This is a genomic window from Rasiella rasia (assembly GCF_011044175.1).
Taxonomy (GTDB): domain Bacteria; phylum Bacteroidota; class Bacteroidia; order Flavobacteriales; family Flavobacteriaceae; genus Marinirhabdus; species Marinirhabdus rasia.
The window spans coordinates 3186327-3202500 of the sequence record NZ_CP049057.1 but is presented as its reverse complement, the minus strand read 5'-3'; the positions used below and the strand labels follow the sequence as shown (position 1 = coordinate 3202500).

General features: G+C 39.0%; 12 protein-coding genes, 2 tRNA genes and 1 rRNA gene (1 of these 15 running past the window's edge). 6 read left to right on the top strand and 9 right to left on the bottom strand.

Annotation, left to right across the window (positions count from 1 at the left end; genetic code table 11):
- The 3 genes from G5B37_RS14265 to G5B37_RS14255 all read right to left on the bottom strand — a co-directional run.
- A tRNA-Ala gene (locus tag G5B37_RS14265) sits at positions 1–27 on the bottom strand (it extends 50 nt beyond the left edge of the window).
- A 175-nt stretch (positions 28–202) separates the two neighbouring features.
- Positions 203–276 (bottom strand) — tRNA-Ile (locus G5B37_RS14260).
- A 168-nt stretch (positions 277–444) separates the two neighbouring features.
- Positions 445–1965, bottom strand: a 16S ribosomal RNA gene (locus tag G5B37_RS14255).
- Between the two features lie 814 nt (positions 1966–2779).
- Here G5B37_RS14255 and thrS point away from each other — a divergent pair.
- The 6 genes from thrS to G5B37_RS14225 all read left to right on the top strand — a co-directional run bounded on the left by thrS (position 2780) and on the right by G5B37_RS14225 (position 9215).
- Entirely contained in the window at positions 2780–4726 is a 1947-nt protein-coding gene (gene thrS, locus G5B37_RS14250) for a threonine--tRNA ligase (RefSeq protein ID WP_164680687.1), read from the top strand.
- A gap of 80 nt (positions 4727–4806) precedes the next feature.
- A complete protein-coding gene (gene infC, locus G5B37_RS14245; protein WP_164680964.1) occupies positions 4807–5301 on the top strand; it encodes a translation initiation factor IF-3 in 495 nt (164 codons plus the stop codon).
- Between the two features lie 105 nt (positions 5302–5406).
- On the top strand, positions 5407–5604 hold the full coding sequence (gene rpmI, locus G5B37_RS14240; protein WP_164680686.1) for a 50S ribosomal protein L35: 198 nt from the start codon (positions 5407–5409) through the stop codon (positions 5602–5604).
- Positions 5605–5739: 135 nt separating this feature from the next.
- Complete coding sequence (gene rplT / locus G5B37_RS14235) at positions 5740–6084, top strand: 50S ribosomal protein L20 (protein WP_164680685.1); 345 nt, start codon at positions 5740–5742, stop codon at positions 6082–6084.
- 163 nt (positions 6085–6247) lie between these two features.
- Complete coding sequence (locus tag G5B37_RS14230) at positions 6248–7627, top strand: hypothetical protein (RefSeq protein WP_164680684.1); 1380 nt, start codon at positions 6248–6250, stop codon at positions 7625–7627.
- Between the two features lies 1 nt (position 7628).
- A complete protein-coding gene (locus tag G5B37_RS14225) occupies positions 7629–9215 on the top strand; it encodes a caspase family protein (protein WP_164680683.1) in 1587 nt (528 codons plus the stop codon).
- A gap of 17 nt (positions 9216–9232) precedes the next feature.
- Here G5B37_RS14225 and G5B37_RS14220 read toward each other — a convergent pair whose 3' ends face one another.
- The 6 genes from G5B37_RS14220 to G5B37_RS14195 all read right to left on the bottom strand — a co-directional run bounded on the left by G5B37_RS14220 (position 9233) and on the right by G5B37_RS14195 (position 16102).
- Positions 9233–10495 (bottom strand): asparagine synthetase B, encoded by a 1263-nt coding sequence (locus tag G5B37_RS14220; RefSeq protein ID WP_164680682.1) that lies wholly within the window; start codon positions 10493–10495, stop codon positions 9233–9235.
- Positions 10496–10637: 142 nt separating this feature from the next.
- Positions 10638–12116, bottom strand: coding sequence for a vanadium-dependent haloperoxidase (locus G5B37_RS14215; RefSeq protein ID WP_164680681.1), 1479 nt, complete (start codon positions 12114–12116; stop codon positions 10638–10640).
- A 116-nt stretch (positions 12117–12232) separates the two neighbouring features.
- Positions 12233–12610 (bottom strand): DUF3703 domain-containing protein, encoded by a 378-nt coding sequence (locus tag G5B37_RS14210; protein ID WP_164680680.1) that lies wholly within the window; start codon positions 12608–12610, stop codon positions 12233–12235.
- A 16-nt stretch (positions 12611–12626) separates the two neighbouring features.
- Positions 12627–13136, bottom strand: coding sequence for a YybH family protein (locus G5B37_RS14205; protein ID WP_164680679.1), 510 nt, complete (start codon positions 13134–13136; stop codon positions 12627–12629).
- A 197-nt stretch (positions 13137–13333) separates the two neighbouring features.
- Positions 13334–14998, bottom strand: coding sequence for a serine hydrolase domain-containing protein (locus tag G5B37_RS14200; protein WP_164680678.1), 1665 nt, complete (start codon positions 14996–14998; stop codon positions 13334–13336).
- A gap of 165 nt (positions 14999–15163) precedes the next feature.
- Positions 15164–16102, bottom strand: coding sequence for an NAD-dependent epimerase/dehydratase family protein (locus tag G5B37_RS14195; RefSeq protein WP_164680677.1), 939 nt, complete (start codon positions 16100–16102; stop codon positions 15164–15166).
- Positions 16103–16174: the final 72 nt, after the last annotated feature.

The following is a 16174-nucleotide window of genomic DNA, read 5'->3' as shown; positions in this document are numbered from 1 at the left end:
CGCTCTAGCCAGCTGAGCTAATCCCCCATTTAAAATAGAAATTCCAAAACCTAAAATTCCAAATTCCTAAAAAGATGGTACCCAACTTCTAAAATTTCCTTTCAATATGTAATGAACGTATTATGTAGTCTCAGGCAGACTCCCTTCGATACAACACTTAACAGTGTCACTCAGGATAAACTTCTCGCCTATCTTCGATTTGTAGTCTCAGGCAGACTCGAACTGCCGACCTCTACATTATCAGTGTAGCGCTCTAACCAGCTGAGCTATGAGACTGTAGCAGTCTATAGTATTAAGTTTTCAGTATTCAGTCTACAGATACTGATACTTAAAGCCTTAGACTTAAAAATTAAAATTGACAACTAAACCAAGAAAAGCACTATCGTTTTGAAAAGCATAAGCTTCTCGTCGTACTCTCTATGTCTGTAAACAGACATTCTCTAGAAAGGAGGTGTTCCAGCCGCACCTTCCGGTACGGCTACCTTGTTACGACTTAGCCCCAGTTACCGGTTTTACCCTAGGCAGCTCCTTGCGGTCACCGACTTCAGGTACTCCCAGCTTCCATGGCTTGACGGGCGGTGTGTACAAGGCCCGGGAACGTATTCACCGGATCATGGCTGATATCCGATTACTAGCGATTCCAGCTTCACGGAGTCGAGTTGCAGACTCCGATCCGAACTGAGACCGGTTTTAAGGATTCGCTCCACCTCACGGTGTGGCTGCCCTCTGTACCGGCCATTGTAGCACGTGTGTAGCCCAGGACGTAAGGGCCGTGATGATTTGACGTCATCCCCACCTTCCTCACAGTTTGCACTGGCAGTCTTGTTAGAGTTCCCGACTTGAATCGCTGGCAACTAACAACAGGGGTTGCGCTCGTTATAGGACTTAACCTGACACCTCACGGCACGAGCTGACGACAACCATGCAGCACCTTGTAATGTGTCCGAAGAAAAAGGTGTTTCCACCCCTGTCACAATACATTTAAGCCCTGGTAAGGTTCCTCGCGTATCATCGAATTAAACCACATGCTCCACCGCTTGTGCGGGCCCCCGTCAATTCCTTTGAGTTTCATTCTTGCGAACGTACTCCCCAGGTGGGATACTTATCACTTTCGCTTAGCCACTCAATCCGAAGATCGAACAGCTAGTATCCATCGTTTACGGCGTGGACTACCAGGGTATCTAATCCTGTTCGCTCCCCACGCTTTCGTCCCTCAGCGTCAATATATTGTTAGTGATCTGCCTTCGCAATCGGTATTCTAAGTAATATCTATGCATTTCACCGCTACACTACTTATTCTAACCACTTCACAATAATTCAAGACAACCAGTATCAATGGCAATTCTATGGTTGAGCCACAGACTTTCACCACTGACTGAGCTGCCCGCCTACGGACCCTTTAAACCCAATGATTCCGGATAACGCTCGGACCCTCCGTATTACCGCGGCTGCTGGCACGGAGTTAGCCGGTCCTTATTCTTATGGTACCGTCAAGCTCTCACACGTGAGAGTGTTTCTTCCCATATAAAAGCAGTTTACAACCCATAGGGCAGTCTTCCTGCACGCGGCATGGCTGGATCAGGGTTGCCCCCATTGTCCAATATTCCTCACTGCTGCCTCCCGTAGGAGTCTGGTCCGTGTCTCAGTACCAGTGTGGGGGATCCCCCTCTCAGGGCCCCTACCTATCGTAGTCTTGGTAAGCCGTTACCTTACCAACAAACTAATAGGACGCATACTCATCTCTTACCGTAACCTTTAATCATAAATACGATGCCGTAATATGATACTATGTGATATTAATCCAAATTTCTCTGGGCTATCCCACAGTAAGAGGTAGATTGTATACGCGTTACGCACCCGTGCGCCGGTCGTCGGCAGAAGCAAGCTTCCCCGTTACCCCTCGACTTGCATGTGTTAGGCCTGCCGCTAGCGTTCATCCTGAGCCAGGATCAAACTCTTCATCGTGAAATCTTAAATAAAATCTCGTATAACAAAAAGCTTAAATCTCAAAAAATTCTCAGGTACTATTTCTTAGTTTAGTTTTTCGATATGATAAAAAATCGTTTCCAATTTAATACCATACGCTGTCAATTTCAATATATCAATGAACTTCTAATTCTATCTTTTAACGCTACTCCGAAACTCGTGTTTCTAATTCACTCATCCGTTTTGCGGGTGCAAATATACAACCTTTTTATAACCCTGCAAGAATTATAATAATTTTATTTCAAAAAAAATCAAGACCGTAGTATTACTCCAAATCACTCATCCAAATCTCTCCTTCAAAGCGGGTGCAAATATACAATCACCTATTCCATTAAACCAAACATTATTTATTATTTTTTTAAAGATAATTTAACCTGCAACCGCAACCTACTGATTTAACCCGTCTTAGTTTTAAAATAAATTTTTAATGTATTTATACCTTTATATATATACCCTTTTTCTGGTTTAACCTAAATTTTATACCCGAGACCGCGTTAGGGATAGCAACGATATACTTTTTGGCAGTCTGTAAAACCAAAATAAACATATAAAAAACACCTATAAATACCCGAGCATAATAAATACAATTTCCTGTGAAGCCAAAAAGATTTAGTGAATAGCCCGACCGCCATGGGTGCTTTAAGAGTTGCTGAGCCTATTTGAAAGCCGCAGTGATTGTTTTGGACGACTTCGCACCCATGGCGGGAACGCCCAAAGACCCTTACACAAACTTACAAAGTGTATTGCGAGACTTTTAAAACCGTAGTATCTTTGCAGCCTAAATGAATAAATTATGATAGGGATTACCCTGCCAGACGGCACTGTGAAACAATTTGAATCGGGTGCAACACCTATGGATGTGGCCTTGAGTATTAGTGAAGGATTTGCGCGAAATGTGATTTCGGCATCGTTTAATGGTACCAAGTTAGAAACCACCACCCCATTAACCACAGATGGTAGCCTTACGCTATATACATGGCGAGATGACGAAGGAAAAGAGGCGTTTTGGCACTCTTCTGCACATATTTTGGCGCAAGCTCTTGAGCAATTGTATCCAGGAATTAAATTAACCATAGGTCCAGCCATCGATACAGGATTTTATTACGATGTTGATTTTGGTGAACATACTATTTCTGAAAAAGACCTTCCGACCATTGAGAAAAAAATGCTTGAAATTGCTCGCGGAAAACACACTTTTAGTATGCGAGAAAGCTCGAAGGCCGCTGCACTTGACTTTTACAAAAAACAGGGAAACCAATACAAAGTAGAACTTATAGAGAATCTGGAAGACGGCACCATTACTTTTTGCGATCATGACACCTTTACCGATTTGTGTCGTGGAGGACACATACCAAATACTGGAATTATAAAAGCCGTAAAATTAATGAGTGTTGCTGGTGCGTATTGGCGCGGTGACGAAAACAACACCCAACTTACTCGTATTTATGGTATAAGCTTTCCGAAGCAAAAAGATTTAAAGGAATATTTAGAGCTTTTAGAAGAAGCAAAATTACGCGATCACAGAAAATTAGGGAAAGAGCTAGAGCTTTTTACCTTTTCGCAAAAAGTTGGACAAGGGTTGCCGCTATGGTTGCCAAAAGGAACGGCGCTGCGTGAGCGATTGGAAAACTTCTTAAAAAAAGCTCAGAAAAAGGCAGGGTACGAAATGGTAATTTCTCCCCATATCGCCCAAAAAGAATTATATGTTACTTCTGGGCACTATGCTAAGTATGGTGAGGATAGCTTTCAACCTATTAAAACACCAAACGAAGGTGAAGAATTTTTCTTGAAACCAATGAATTGTCCACACCATTGCGAAATGTATAAACACAAGCCTTGGTCTTATAAAGATTTGCCAAAGCGCTTTGCCGAGTTTGGCACTGTATATCGCTACGAACAAAGTGGAGAGCTTCACGGTTTAACACGGGTACGTGGATTTACACAAGATGATGCGCACATTTTTTGTACTCCAGATCATTTAGACCAAGAGTTTATGAACGTTATCGACTTGGTTCTATATGTATTTGGATCGTTAGGTTTTGCAGATTTTACGGCTCAGGTTTCATTAAGAGATCCTGAAAAACCGGAAAAATATATTGGAAGTGAAGAAAACTGGGAAAAAGCCGAAAGTGCAATCTTAAATGCCGCCAAAGCTAAAGGCTTAAATTATATAGTAGAAACTGGTGAAGCTGCGTTTTACGGTCCGAAACTCGATTTTATGGTAAAGGATGCGTTGGGCAGAAGCTGGCAACTGGGGACAATTCAGGTGGATTACACCTTACCCGAACGTTTTGATTTAACGTATAAAGGCAGTGATAATGAGCTACACAGACCTATTATGATACACCGAGCACCGTTTGGTAGTATGGAACGTTTTGTGGCAATATTGCTAGAGCATACTGGTGGAAATTTCCCACTTTGGCTTATGCCAGAGCAGGTTAGTATTCTGTCTCTGAGCGAAAAATATGAGAATTACGCCGAAAAAGTTTTAAATTCGCTGGAAAATGACGAAATTCGCGCCCTTGTGGATAACAGAAACGAGACGATTGGTAAGAAAATACGGGAAGCAGAGATGAATAAATTCCCATATATGCTTATCGTTGGGGAGCAGGAAGAAAAAGACGGCACAGTTTCTGTAAGAAAACATAGTGAAGGAGATATAGGAACCATGACGGTTTCAGAATTTTCTGAACTTATTAACACTGAAATTAAAAAAAATACAGTAGATTTTAACGTTTAACTAAAATATACAAAGCCATAGCAATACGAAGAAAAAGAAGTAGAGGTCCTGCAAGGATCATTAAAGAAGACCAACACAGAATTAACCGAAAAATCCGTGCTGAAAAAGTGCGTTTGGTAGGTGACAATGTGGAGGTTGACATTTATCCATTAAGCAAAGCATTAGCGATTGCAGAAGAACAGGGTGTAGATCTTGTTGAAATTTCGCCAAATGCAGAGCCGCCTGTTTGTAAGGTAATGGATTATAAGAAGTTCGTTTACGAACAGAAGAAGCGCGATAAAGCGTTAAAGGCGAAAGCTACGAAAGTGAGTATTAAAGAAATTCGATTTGGTCCTAATACAGATGACCATGATTACGAATTTAAGAAGAAGCACGCCGAGAAATTTTTAAAAGAAGGCGCCAAATTGAAAGCTTATGTTTTCTTTAAAGGGCGTTCTATTATATACAAAGACCAAGGGGAGATATTACTACTTCGTTTGGCGCAGGAATTGGAAGAAGTTGGAAAAGTAGAACAGATGCCAAAACTGGAAGGAAAGCGAATGATAATGTTTATCGCTCCTAAAAAGACAAAATAATTCACTGGCAACGTTGCAAGTGCTAACACACCTGCCGCATGTAAGACCAATAACAATATTAGCTGCTTTTGTAGTTAATGCGAAATAATAAATAAAAAGAAGGACATGCCTAAACAAAAGACAAAATCTAGTGCCAAGAAGCGTTTTAAGCTAACAGGTACTGGTAAAATCAAAAGAAAGCATGCGTTTAAAAGCCATATCTTAACAAAGAAGAGCAAAAAACGTAAGCTAGCCTTAACGCATGATGGACTAGTTCATCAGGCAGATGAGAGCAATGTGAAACAAATGCTTCGAATGAAGTAAGTTGTTCACCGGTTAAAACAAATTTTTAAACCCTGGAGTTGGGCCAAAATGATTTTAGATTGACAATTGTTGATTAATGATTTTTGAATAAAGTGCACGATACCCGAGCCGCCTACTACAAAAAACAATTAAATTATGCCAAGATCAGTAAATGCAGTAGCTTCTAGAGCCCGAAGAAAAAAGGTTATGAAGCAAGCCAAAGGATACTTTGGAAGACGTAAAAACGTATGGACGGTTGCAAAAAATGCTGTTGAGAAAGCAATGTCTTACTCATACAGAGACCGTCGTGCAAAAAAGAGAACTTTTAGAGCGTTGTGGATCACCCGTATTAATGCAGGTGCTAGACAACACGGAATGTCTTACTCTCAGTTTATGGGAGGGATGAAAAAAGCAGGAATTGAATTGAACCGTAAGGTTCTTGCAGATTTAGCGATGAATCATCCTGATGCTTTTGAAGCAATCGTAAAGAAAGTAAAATAAACTAGTTAAACATATTATTTCGCTAAAAGCCCTATTCTTAACGAGTAGGGCTTTTTTTATTACTAACTATTTTTCTTCTTAGCCTAACTGAGAACACCACTTCGCTAATTCTTACTTTTACTACCACCTGTCTCTATTTAGTTTTATTGAAAATTTAACTATTATGAGACAAATTACACTATCCATTATTACATGCTTCCTTATTGTTAGCACAAATTATGCACAAACGAACATAGACGAGATTAGTTCGAAAATCACCGAAGTATTTGAAAAGACAAAGGCCGTTAAGGAACTGGCGACCAACAAAAAAACCGTATTAGGGCAATTAGAAGATTTCAAAAATTGGCAGAACCAACAACTTTTAGATCCTTCAGTTTCTAGCAATCTTGAAGCTGCCTATTCTGACTACGCCAACGCCATGAATAGCATTGCTGAAGAAATGGCGTTAGACCTAAAAGAGTTGTCTAATTACCGTGATTTAAAAGGGGCGCGCCTCGATAAATTTGTTCAAAAATTTGAACATACGTACAATGACAATATTGTTGAAGCATATCAAATCTATAATACCGGTTTCTTACCACATTTTGAAGAAGCAGCGACCAAAGCAGACAGTAAAGTAGGTATTATTGGGTCAATTGCCTTAATTCTTGAGTTTGGAGACACCATCTTTGGTGCAATTAAAAGTATTTTTTCGAAGGACGGAATGTCCCGAAAGTCGAAAGACGCCCTAATAGAATTATCTATACATTTAGTATCTCAAAAGCTTGCTAAACAACTTAGCTATCCAAGTTGGGAAGAACTTGGTATGCCTTCGGCGCTACCTATGGAAACAACAATAGCCTTCTCTAGAGGTATGCAACAATCTTCATATACGGCACCCAGTATTCGCACAACCAATTTAGAAAGCGCATCTCCACGTCGTATTACGCAAAGCCCTACGTATACTGCTAAAAAGCGTAACAAAGAAACAATTCAGAACACCGTTAGCTTAAACTATTATCAATCTAATGCCCCTATTCCTTTAGAGAATGTCACCAAAGGAATTATTGCTAGCAGCGTTACTTCGTCTGTATCAGACATGGCATTATTTACAACCTCAACACCCATGCAGCAAGGAGATAAATTTTGGGTAACATTAGAGGGCAATCAGCATGCACAATTTTACTATTTTGATGAACACTTACAATCTTGGCAAGACCCTTTCGGAAAAGGTATAATTGTAGGAGGAGCTAACAGCAATTCTTCAAACCTCACCACCTTGCCATCTAAAACTTCCTATTTTGAAATTACCGATGACACCGCTCAAGAGCACTTTTTTATGCTGATTTCAAATCAGCCGATTTCAGATATAATAAAAACGGGGATAATTGGTAGTTCGGTAACGAGCGTTTCATTTCTTACGGCGTTGAACATTATGATTCCACTGCAATATCCTAATCAAGCATTTACTTCTGAAAAATTAGTACTTCCCGCCGTTTCCGAAGGTGAAGCGCCAACGTTCTACGGTGTATATGTTACCATAGAAAAAACGAATAGTCAATAATATGTTTGCACTTACCAACCATATATATAAGATCTTCATCTTACTACTATTGCCTTCGTTAGTATTTGCGCAATCGAAGGCAGTAGTTGTTGGCGATGAAACTAAAGTTGATTACCATGAAAACAGGTATGCGTTTATAGTTGGAAACGATCATTACACAGACAAAAAAGTTTCAACACTTACCTCTTGCCGCCTTGATGCTCAACGTGTAGCGGCATTTCTTGCCAGTGATTCAGGGTTTTCACTTTCCGAAGAAAAAACAACAGTACTATTAGACGCAACAAAAACACAATTTATATCACTGTTTAACCATTTTTTATCTAGCATTACCCTACCTGAGAAAAGTACACTTTACTTTTATTACAGCGGTCATGGATTGCCTGGAAGTATTGTTCCAACCGACTTTAATACCGAAGACCCTACGAGTCTTATATCTTACGATTGGGTTATATCTGAAATAGAAAAACGTGGTATAGAGGCGAAAGTGTACATTATAGACGCTTGTTATGCTGGTTCTATTTTAGACACAAAAACTTTTGATGGCTACAACGAAGCTTTTAAAAATGCCTTTAGCGCCAAAAATACTTCTAAAACTATAGCCTTTACCGCCACCACCGCGTTTCGGGTAACACCTGCAGGAAAACATGAAAGTTTATTCACTAAATATCTTTTAAACGCACTCACTCAAGAAGCGACAGACACAAATGTTGATGCCATTATTTCGGCGGGTGAATTATTTAAAGCTATAGAGAAAGAATTAGGAGTATCTAATGCACCTCAGTTTACTGGCGCTGTTGATTTTCCGATGGGGAGTTCAGGTAGGGACATTTCAGCAGAGAAAAATACTTACCAAAAACGTGAATCAGAAAACAATGAAATAGGATTGCAAAGCATTTTAGATTGGAGAAAATTTGTTGAAGACAATCAACATAACCAAAAGTTACTCCTAACTATAATTGATGCTCTAGAGGCTAAAGACAATACCATTGCCAAAGCAAAACTAGGTTTTATGTACAGAAAAGGCTTAGGTGTAAAAAAAGATGAGCAAAAAGCCTTAACCTACTTAATCCCTGCTGCCTATGAAAATAATAGCTTCGCTCAATACAACTTGGGTTATATGTATTCTAAAGGAATTGAATTTGACATGAGTAAAAGCAAAGCGTTTTCATATTATAAAATGGCAGCTGCCAATGGAGATCCCTTTGCACAACACAATTTAGGGAGTTATTTTTACCAACGTTATAGAATAGACAAGGGAGAAAATTTAGAGAAAGCATTGTATTGGTACTTAAAATCTGCCAAACAACAACTACCAGAATCACAAACAGCCCTCGGGATTTTATACACGAAATTAAGTAAAACAGCACGCAATAAAAACGAACAACAGCAGTTTGAAAAACTAGCGCTATCCTACTACAAAAAGGCTGCTCAACAGGATTTTGGCTATGGCCAATATCAACTAGCTCGTCATTATAGTACCATGGAAAACTCTAGTGAAGCCGTTTCTCAGGCTACATTTTGGTTTAAAGAATCTTGTAGCAATAAATACCTTCGGGCTTGTACTGCCTTGTTACAGTCAATCGATTAGCAAGCAAAAGAACCTCATCAGGTTTTCTGCTTCTTCTTTTTAGCCGCAGGAAATAGTACGTTATTTAAAATAAGTCTGTATCCCGGAGAATTTGGATGAAGCGCTAATTCTGTTTTGGCATCTCCTACTCTATGCTGATAATCTTCTGGGTCATGGCCACCATAAAACGTAAAGAAACCTTTTCCCTTTATGCCATGAATATAACGTGCTTCTTTGTTAGTCTTGTTCTGCCCCATGATTAGCACATTAGACTTTACTGTATTGATATCGTATGCGGTGGTTTGTCCCATAAAGCCTTTAACGAGCGCCGTATGGTTTTGTACCAACATACACGGAATTGGATCCCACTTCGCGCTGTAATCCATAAGACTAAAGTAGTCTGTTTCTTTTGGAATACGACGATTACGAGTCATGTCTATCGATGAGTACTCGTACACCATTGGGCTGCGCTCTAGGATGAATTCTTTAAAAGCAAATGTTTTATTGTAATCTATTTTACCTTGGTAGCCAGGCTCACTTGGATCACCATCGAACATGGGTTCGCAAATATCTACTCCTTCGGCGGCTAACGCAATATCAAAACTGTCGGTTGCGCTACACATGGCAAACATAAATCCGCCACCAATGACATAATCTCTTATCTTAATAGCTACGTCTCTTTTCTCTTCGGAAACTTTATCGTACCCTAATTTATTTGCGAGCATTTCAGCTTTTCGCTTTTCTTCAATATACCAAGGGGCAGCGCGATAGGCACGATAGAACTTACCGTATTGGCCAGTAAAATCTTCGTGGTGCACATGCAACCAATCATACAACAACAACTGTTCTTCTAACACTTCTTCGTCATACACAACCTCATAGGGAATTTCGGCATAGGTTAATACCATTGTTACCGCATCGTCCCAGGGTTGATTACCCTTAGGAGAATACACAGCAATCTTAGGTGCTTTTTCTAACACAACTGCTTCCATATTTTGCGACGGACTCGCAATTTCTAATAAGATTTGTTCTGTTTTGGTATCGCTTAAAATTTCAAAAGAGACCCCACGAATCTGACATTCTTTGCGAATTTCTTCTGCATCGGGAAGTAAAAAAGAACCTCCGCGGTAGTTTAGCAACCACTTAACTTTCTGGTTTTTCTCTAAAGTCCAATAGGTGATGCCATATGCCTTTAGATGCTCCTTCTGTCCTTCGGCATCCATAGGAATGAGAATGTAAGAAGCCGAAGCTGTAAAGCTAAAACTCATAAAAACTAGGGCAATAAATATGCGTTGTATCATAGTGGGGAAGTTACAAATTTTGAGCCAAAAATTAATAATGAGACAGTTTCCTTTCAGACCAATTGTTACTATCAACTAAAAAACCGAAAAGCAACTAACTTTTCGGTTATAAGATTAGGATAAATAACACACCTCATGAACGTTACATGGCTGTTTCCCCAATGTGTCTTTTGTAGAATTTCCAGGCTTCCTTTGCAACATTTCTACCTAATTCAAGTCCGGCAACATTGTCTGCCTGAATATGGTACCCTCCTAAAACTCTAGAGATCCCTGCCATTTCTGCCGTTTCTGTGAAGGTTGGAAATTTCAGTACTATAGTATCTCCCAAATTGTCTGGCTCGGTTAGCGCACCAGCAACTAGTGTTACTTCAGAACCAAAGGTATCGCTACCCGTCCATAATTTTAAAGCCTCTGCACAACCACCACTAATAGTACTATGCCCAGAGGTGTAACTTGGAAACGGCGGACATAAAAACGTGTCTGGTGAATACGGTCTCCATTGCTTTCCGTCCATTTCTATCATGCCTTTACCTACGCCACCCCACGCTTTTATAAGCTGATCTTGATAGTATTGATGTACCAACGCATATGGTCTTGCATAATCGTAGTACATTTTAGAATCCCAGGAAGCAATAAATGCATCCATTGCTACCACTTGGTTGTAGAAATACATTTTTACATCCTGATCTAAGGTATGGTTGTCGCGTCTAGAAACATCCTGAGCAAACTTTAGCCAGTGACCTGCTTGCTGCACAGATTGTGGCCCATCTCGCATAAACTCTACCAACGCTTTTTGATAGTCTGTGAGATTGGCCTGCATTTCAATAACTTCTTTTACTTCTGCCTCTAACTGTGCTGAACCAATTTGTGGGGGTGGTCCTGGTCTAAATTGATCGCCAGATGATAATGCTACTGGTTTTACTTTATCCCAAAACGGAGTGAGACAGCTTGGAGCAAAACTTCCACCCTTACCATCTGAAAAATATTTTGGTTGCCAACGGTTTGGATCTACATTTTCGTCTGCAGAATTTACAGGCTCATAGCCTACGTAATTAAAATAAGGTGTGCCATTAGAACCTTCTTCTTCTCCATACTGGTTGGCACCATCACCCTTTCTAGCTTCTATAACAGCCTTAGCAGCCAAGTTACCCACACCTTCTGGCGTAGTAGGATCTAAAGACGTATTGGTAGGATCTAGCCCCAACTCTTTCATAAACTCGACAAAAAGTGGTTTGTCTGACGCATAATATTCATTCATTGTACCAAAGGCAGCATAACTAATGGCAATCTCTTTGTTGCTAAGCGTATGCTCTTCGTTTGGTCTTCTTTCTACACCTTCTAGATACACTGGGACCGCCTTAGCGTCGTATCGAGACCATGCGTCAAAGACACCAACGAATATCAACCCAAGAAAACGAGATGTTACGGTAGGTCTCGGATTAAATTTTTCTGTGTCATTTGCTTGTGCCGTTAGGGCCATTTCACCCCATTTGTAGGCAATGTTATTTATGCCTTGCGGCTCTTCAATTTCAGAAACAGGGGTGTTTGTTGCTTCGTTTTTTACTTCTTTGCAGTTCATGCACATTGCACAAACTACTAATAGAAATAGCAATTTTCTCATGTTACGTACTGATTGGCTGGTTGTTGCGACCAATGTAGAAAAAATTAACGATTTTCGAAAGAATCTTGTGCTGTAAAAAATCTAAGCAATGTATTCACGTTTCTCTGGCTGAAAGATTAGCTTGCTGAAACCTTTGCTTTGGTAAAAATATTCTGAATTTCTTGGGGTATAGGAAATGGTTTTAATGGTGGTACGTTTGCCCCACCAGGATTGCCCACAGGAATTTTGCCCACAAACGATTTCACACCTCCAAAAACAAGCCTAGGAATTTGCCCTATAATCTCCTTAGCACTTTTAATTTTAAATCCGAACTGTAACATTTTCCAGTGTACATAGGTATGCGCGAACGGATATTTTTGTCCGATGATATGTGCTCGCTCTAAATAATACCATGCCAATTCTAGGTTACCTTGTGTATATTCAACTTGGTAGGCTGAGAGCTCTGCAGCGTAATAAGGCTTTAGTTGTGTTGGGATGGTGGTGTATAGCTTCATAAGTTGTGTATTCGTTCTATTTATCGGTAGACTTCTCTACAGAGCTTGCGTGGTCTTTTATAATATACCAGTGGTCATCTATTTTTTCTAGTGTATAGCTTACAATCATTCTATTAAAGTAAGGCTCCCCATTTCTTTCGGGTTCTCGGTAGACTACTTCGGTGATTGCCATACCTAAATTCTGGTCTACTTCGGTATTTAAAATTCGTGTCTCAAAAGTCCAAAGGCTATCTTTAAACCAAGCTCTGTGGTAGTCCATAAAGCTATCTACACCTTCAAAAATTTCAGACTGTGGCAAAATTAATTGCATTTTTCCATTGGGCGCCATAGTACTTTTTAATGTTTCTAGGTCACGATTTGAAACAGCATCAAGATGTTTTTGCATGACATTTAAAAACGCTGTTGTGTTAGAAGTGTTAGCTACCACCATTTTTTTCTCCTCGGTTTGTTCTACGCATGATGTTAGGAACGTGGCTAGAATTAACATCGTAATAATGTAGCGTGAGTGTTGTATGATTAGTGTCATCTGTTCGAGTTTATTGTTGTTACACTGGTTTTAGTTAATGCTATTTGAGCCAATGGTAAAACTTTATGTAGTTATTTCAATAGTTATGGCCGTTTGTTATTTTTCAGGCATAGGTGCTATTGTTTTATAAAATGGCCTTCTACAATATAGTACTAATATCTTTTCTATTGGCGCTACATAATGTGTGAAGTGGTTTTTCAGTTTAAAACGCTCGGTAAAATAAAATTTTCTACTATAAACTCAGGTTGTTGGAACTTTCCATTTCTATAATTTCCAGATGTTATTACAACAACTACCTCCAATGCTGGAATTACAAAAATATATTGTCCACCAGTGCCCCTTGCTTCTATAGATTTTACAATCCTATCATTAACTAGATAGTCCTTATGCCACCATAAATATCCGTAGCCATTTTTGTCAATAGTATTTTCTAAATTTCTATAGTTTTTAAAAGAGTCTTCTACCCAATCTTCGCTTACAATTTGCTCACCTTCCCACCTTCCTTGTTGGAGATACAACTGCCCAAACTTACCCATATCTCTTGGTGTTAAATACATCCCACCACCAAAGTAAGGGTTACCTACATTGTCTGTTTGAATGATGTAATTTGAAATTCCCAATTTCGAGAATAAGTTAGTGTCCATAAACATGGCTAAAGGTTCTGAAACTATAGAATCTATGGCAATTCCTAGCAGATGCGGATTAGCAGAACCGTAGTTGGCAACGGTATTGGGTTTATAAAGCATGGGCGCGCTCATGATAGTCTTTGTCCAGTCTGGCGAGTTTTGATAATTTCCTTCAGAGCCTTTAGACACTCCTTCTACCCCAAAATCTATTGCATCTAAACCAGAACTCATTGTTAATAGGCTTTTAATGTCTATGTTGCTTTTCAACGTATCCCTATATACCTGATATTCTCTTGGCAAAAAATCGAAAACAGATTGGTTTACATTAGCAAACAACCCCTTATCTTTTGCAATACCAACCATTGCAGAAGAGACACTTTTAGACACCGAACGCGTATCGTGAGGGATGCTATTAGTATAACCTCCAAAGTAATTTTCATAGATTGTTTTCCCTTGTTTTAAAACCAAAACGGAGTGTGTGTTAGGAAGCGAGTCGGTAGCAATTAATTTTTCCATCGTATCTAAACGTAGGATTTGATAGGTTTTCTGATTTTTATTTGTTTTGAAATCACCTATAAACCAATCGGTTACTGACTTATACAATACGATCTCTGTGATTATGTACTCATCTAAATAAATTGATAATTTTATTTTTTCATTTAGCAGTTTCCCCTTGAAGTTTAGTCCCGTTTTGCCATCTGAAAAATAAATGGTGTCATTTTTTTTCTGAAAGTTCCTGCACCATGTCCCTGTAAAACGATTATCCCCAAAAAATGGATATGCTTGAAATTCATTGCCAGAACCATTCTCTACACTCAAATAAAAACGTTGAGATTTTAATTCGTCAACCATTAAAATGTTCCAAACGCCCCTAAATGAATCAGCTTTTATTTTATTTAGTTTTACGTGGTACAGCAGTATTCCCGACTTTATAAAACCGTTGATTTGATTGTTTTCTTTTGAAAAGCTGCCTTCAAAAGACAAATTTTCTCCAACGTTGAAGCGAATTGATTTGTTTTCAGCTTTTTCAAATTGCTTTTTCAGGATTACGCTGTCATTAGCAATAGTAACCATGGGATTTCCTGATAGAATACCATCGATTTCAATAGCGAGACTAAATGTGTTGGAGTTGGTAATTTTTCCTTCCCAGGGACTGGTGTATTGCTCCATATCCTGAGCGAACACACCAAACGAAAAACACGCAAGAATAAAAATGAAAATATATTGTAATCTCATAGTTTGGTGTTTTTGTAGGTTGATTGGCTCTTTGGGTATTAGGTTTGTGTGAGGTTAGTTGCGTGGTTCAAGTACCTAATTTAGCAAATACAAACCACATAGAAAATCCGCAAGGAATTTGTACGTTGGCGAGAACTAGTAATTACATATAGCCTTTGTTCGATATTAATTTCCGAATTCTTTTAAAGGAACTTCTGCGGGATTGAATTCAATTCCTAATTCTTGCTTAGCCTTATCGTTTCTGTAAACAATTTTAGCATTCCCATCAGGCTTTTCGTTATTCAACATTTTGGAAATATCTGAAACTTTCCAGCTTTCACTACTCAATAAATAGTTATTACCGTTTAATCCTTTTTTAGTAGCCGAACTATAAATTCCGTCAGCAACATCTTTTACATCAACTATGGCAAATTCTGTATCAGTATCAAATAGCATTTGTACAAATGGATTTGGTGCTATTTTATTTTTGAATAAAAACTGTAAGCCAGACGAAGTTGAATCTTCTCTTTGTGAAAGTGATTTGCCCATTACCGCAACAGGTGATACACTAGTTATTTCAAAAGCAGCATTCGGATGTTCTTCTATAAACTTCTCTACGGTTTGATTGGCAATATATTTTGCCTGTGCATAGGGATGGCTATCTTCGCTCATAAATGGCTGGTCAGATTCATCAATTGTATCATTGGCGCCCTTTCCATTAGGGAGCATAGGGAAATTTGTATTATACGATGCTACAGAAGCAATAAAAACAACTTTTTCAATTCCTTGTGTTTCATTAATGACTTCAAGGAAATTTTCTGTTCCCTTAATAGTTGGGTCAAATAATTCGGTTTTTGGATCTTGCACATCTAACTGAAAAGGAGTTCCGCCATGAACAACAACATCACAACCTTGAACAAAATCTTTTAGTTGGTTCTTATTTTCAACGTTGAGCGGAAGGATTTCTAGGTTTTCTGAATTGTGCAATTCTTTTAAATGGTTATATTTTTCTGTTTTAGAAATATCGGTAGCAGATACTTTCACCTTAAATCCTTCTTCCAAAAATTTCTTTGTGGTATGACTTCCAATAAAGCCTGAACCACCAATTATTCCAACTGTTCTCATATGTTCTATTTTTGATTAGTTATGTTGTTCTAATTTAAGGCTATCGCTTATGCATATGACTTGTGGTGACTT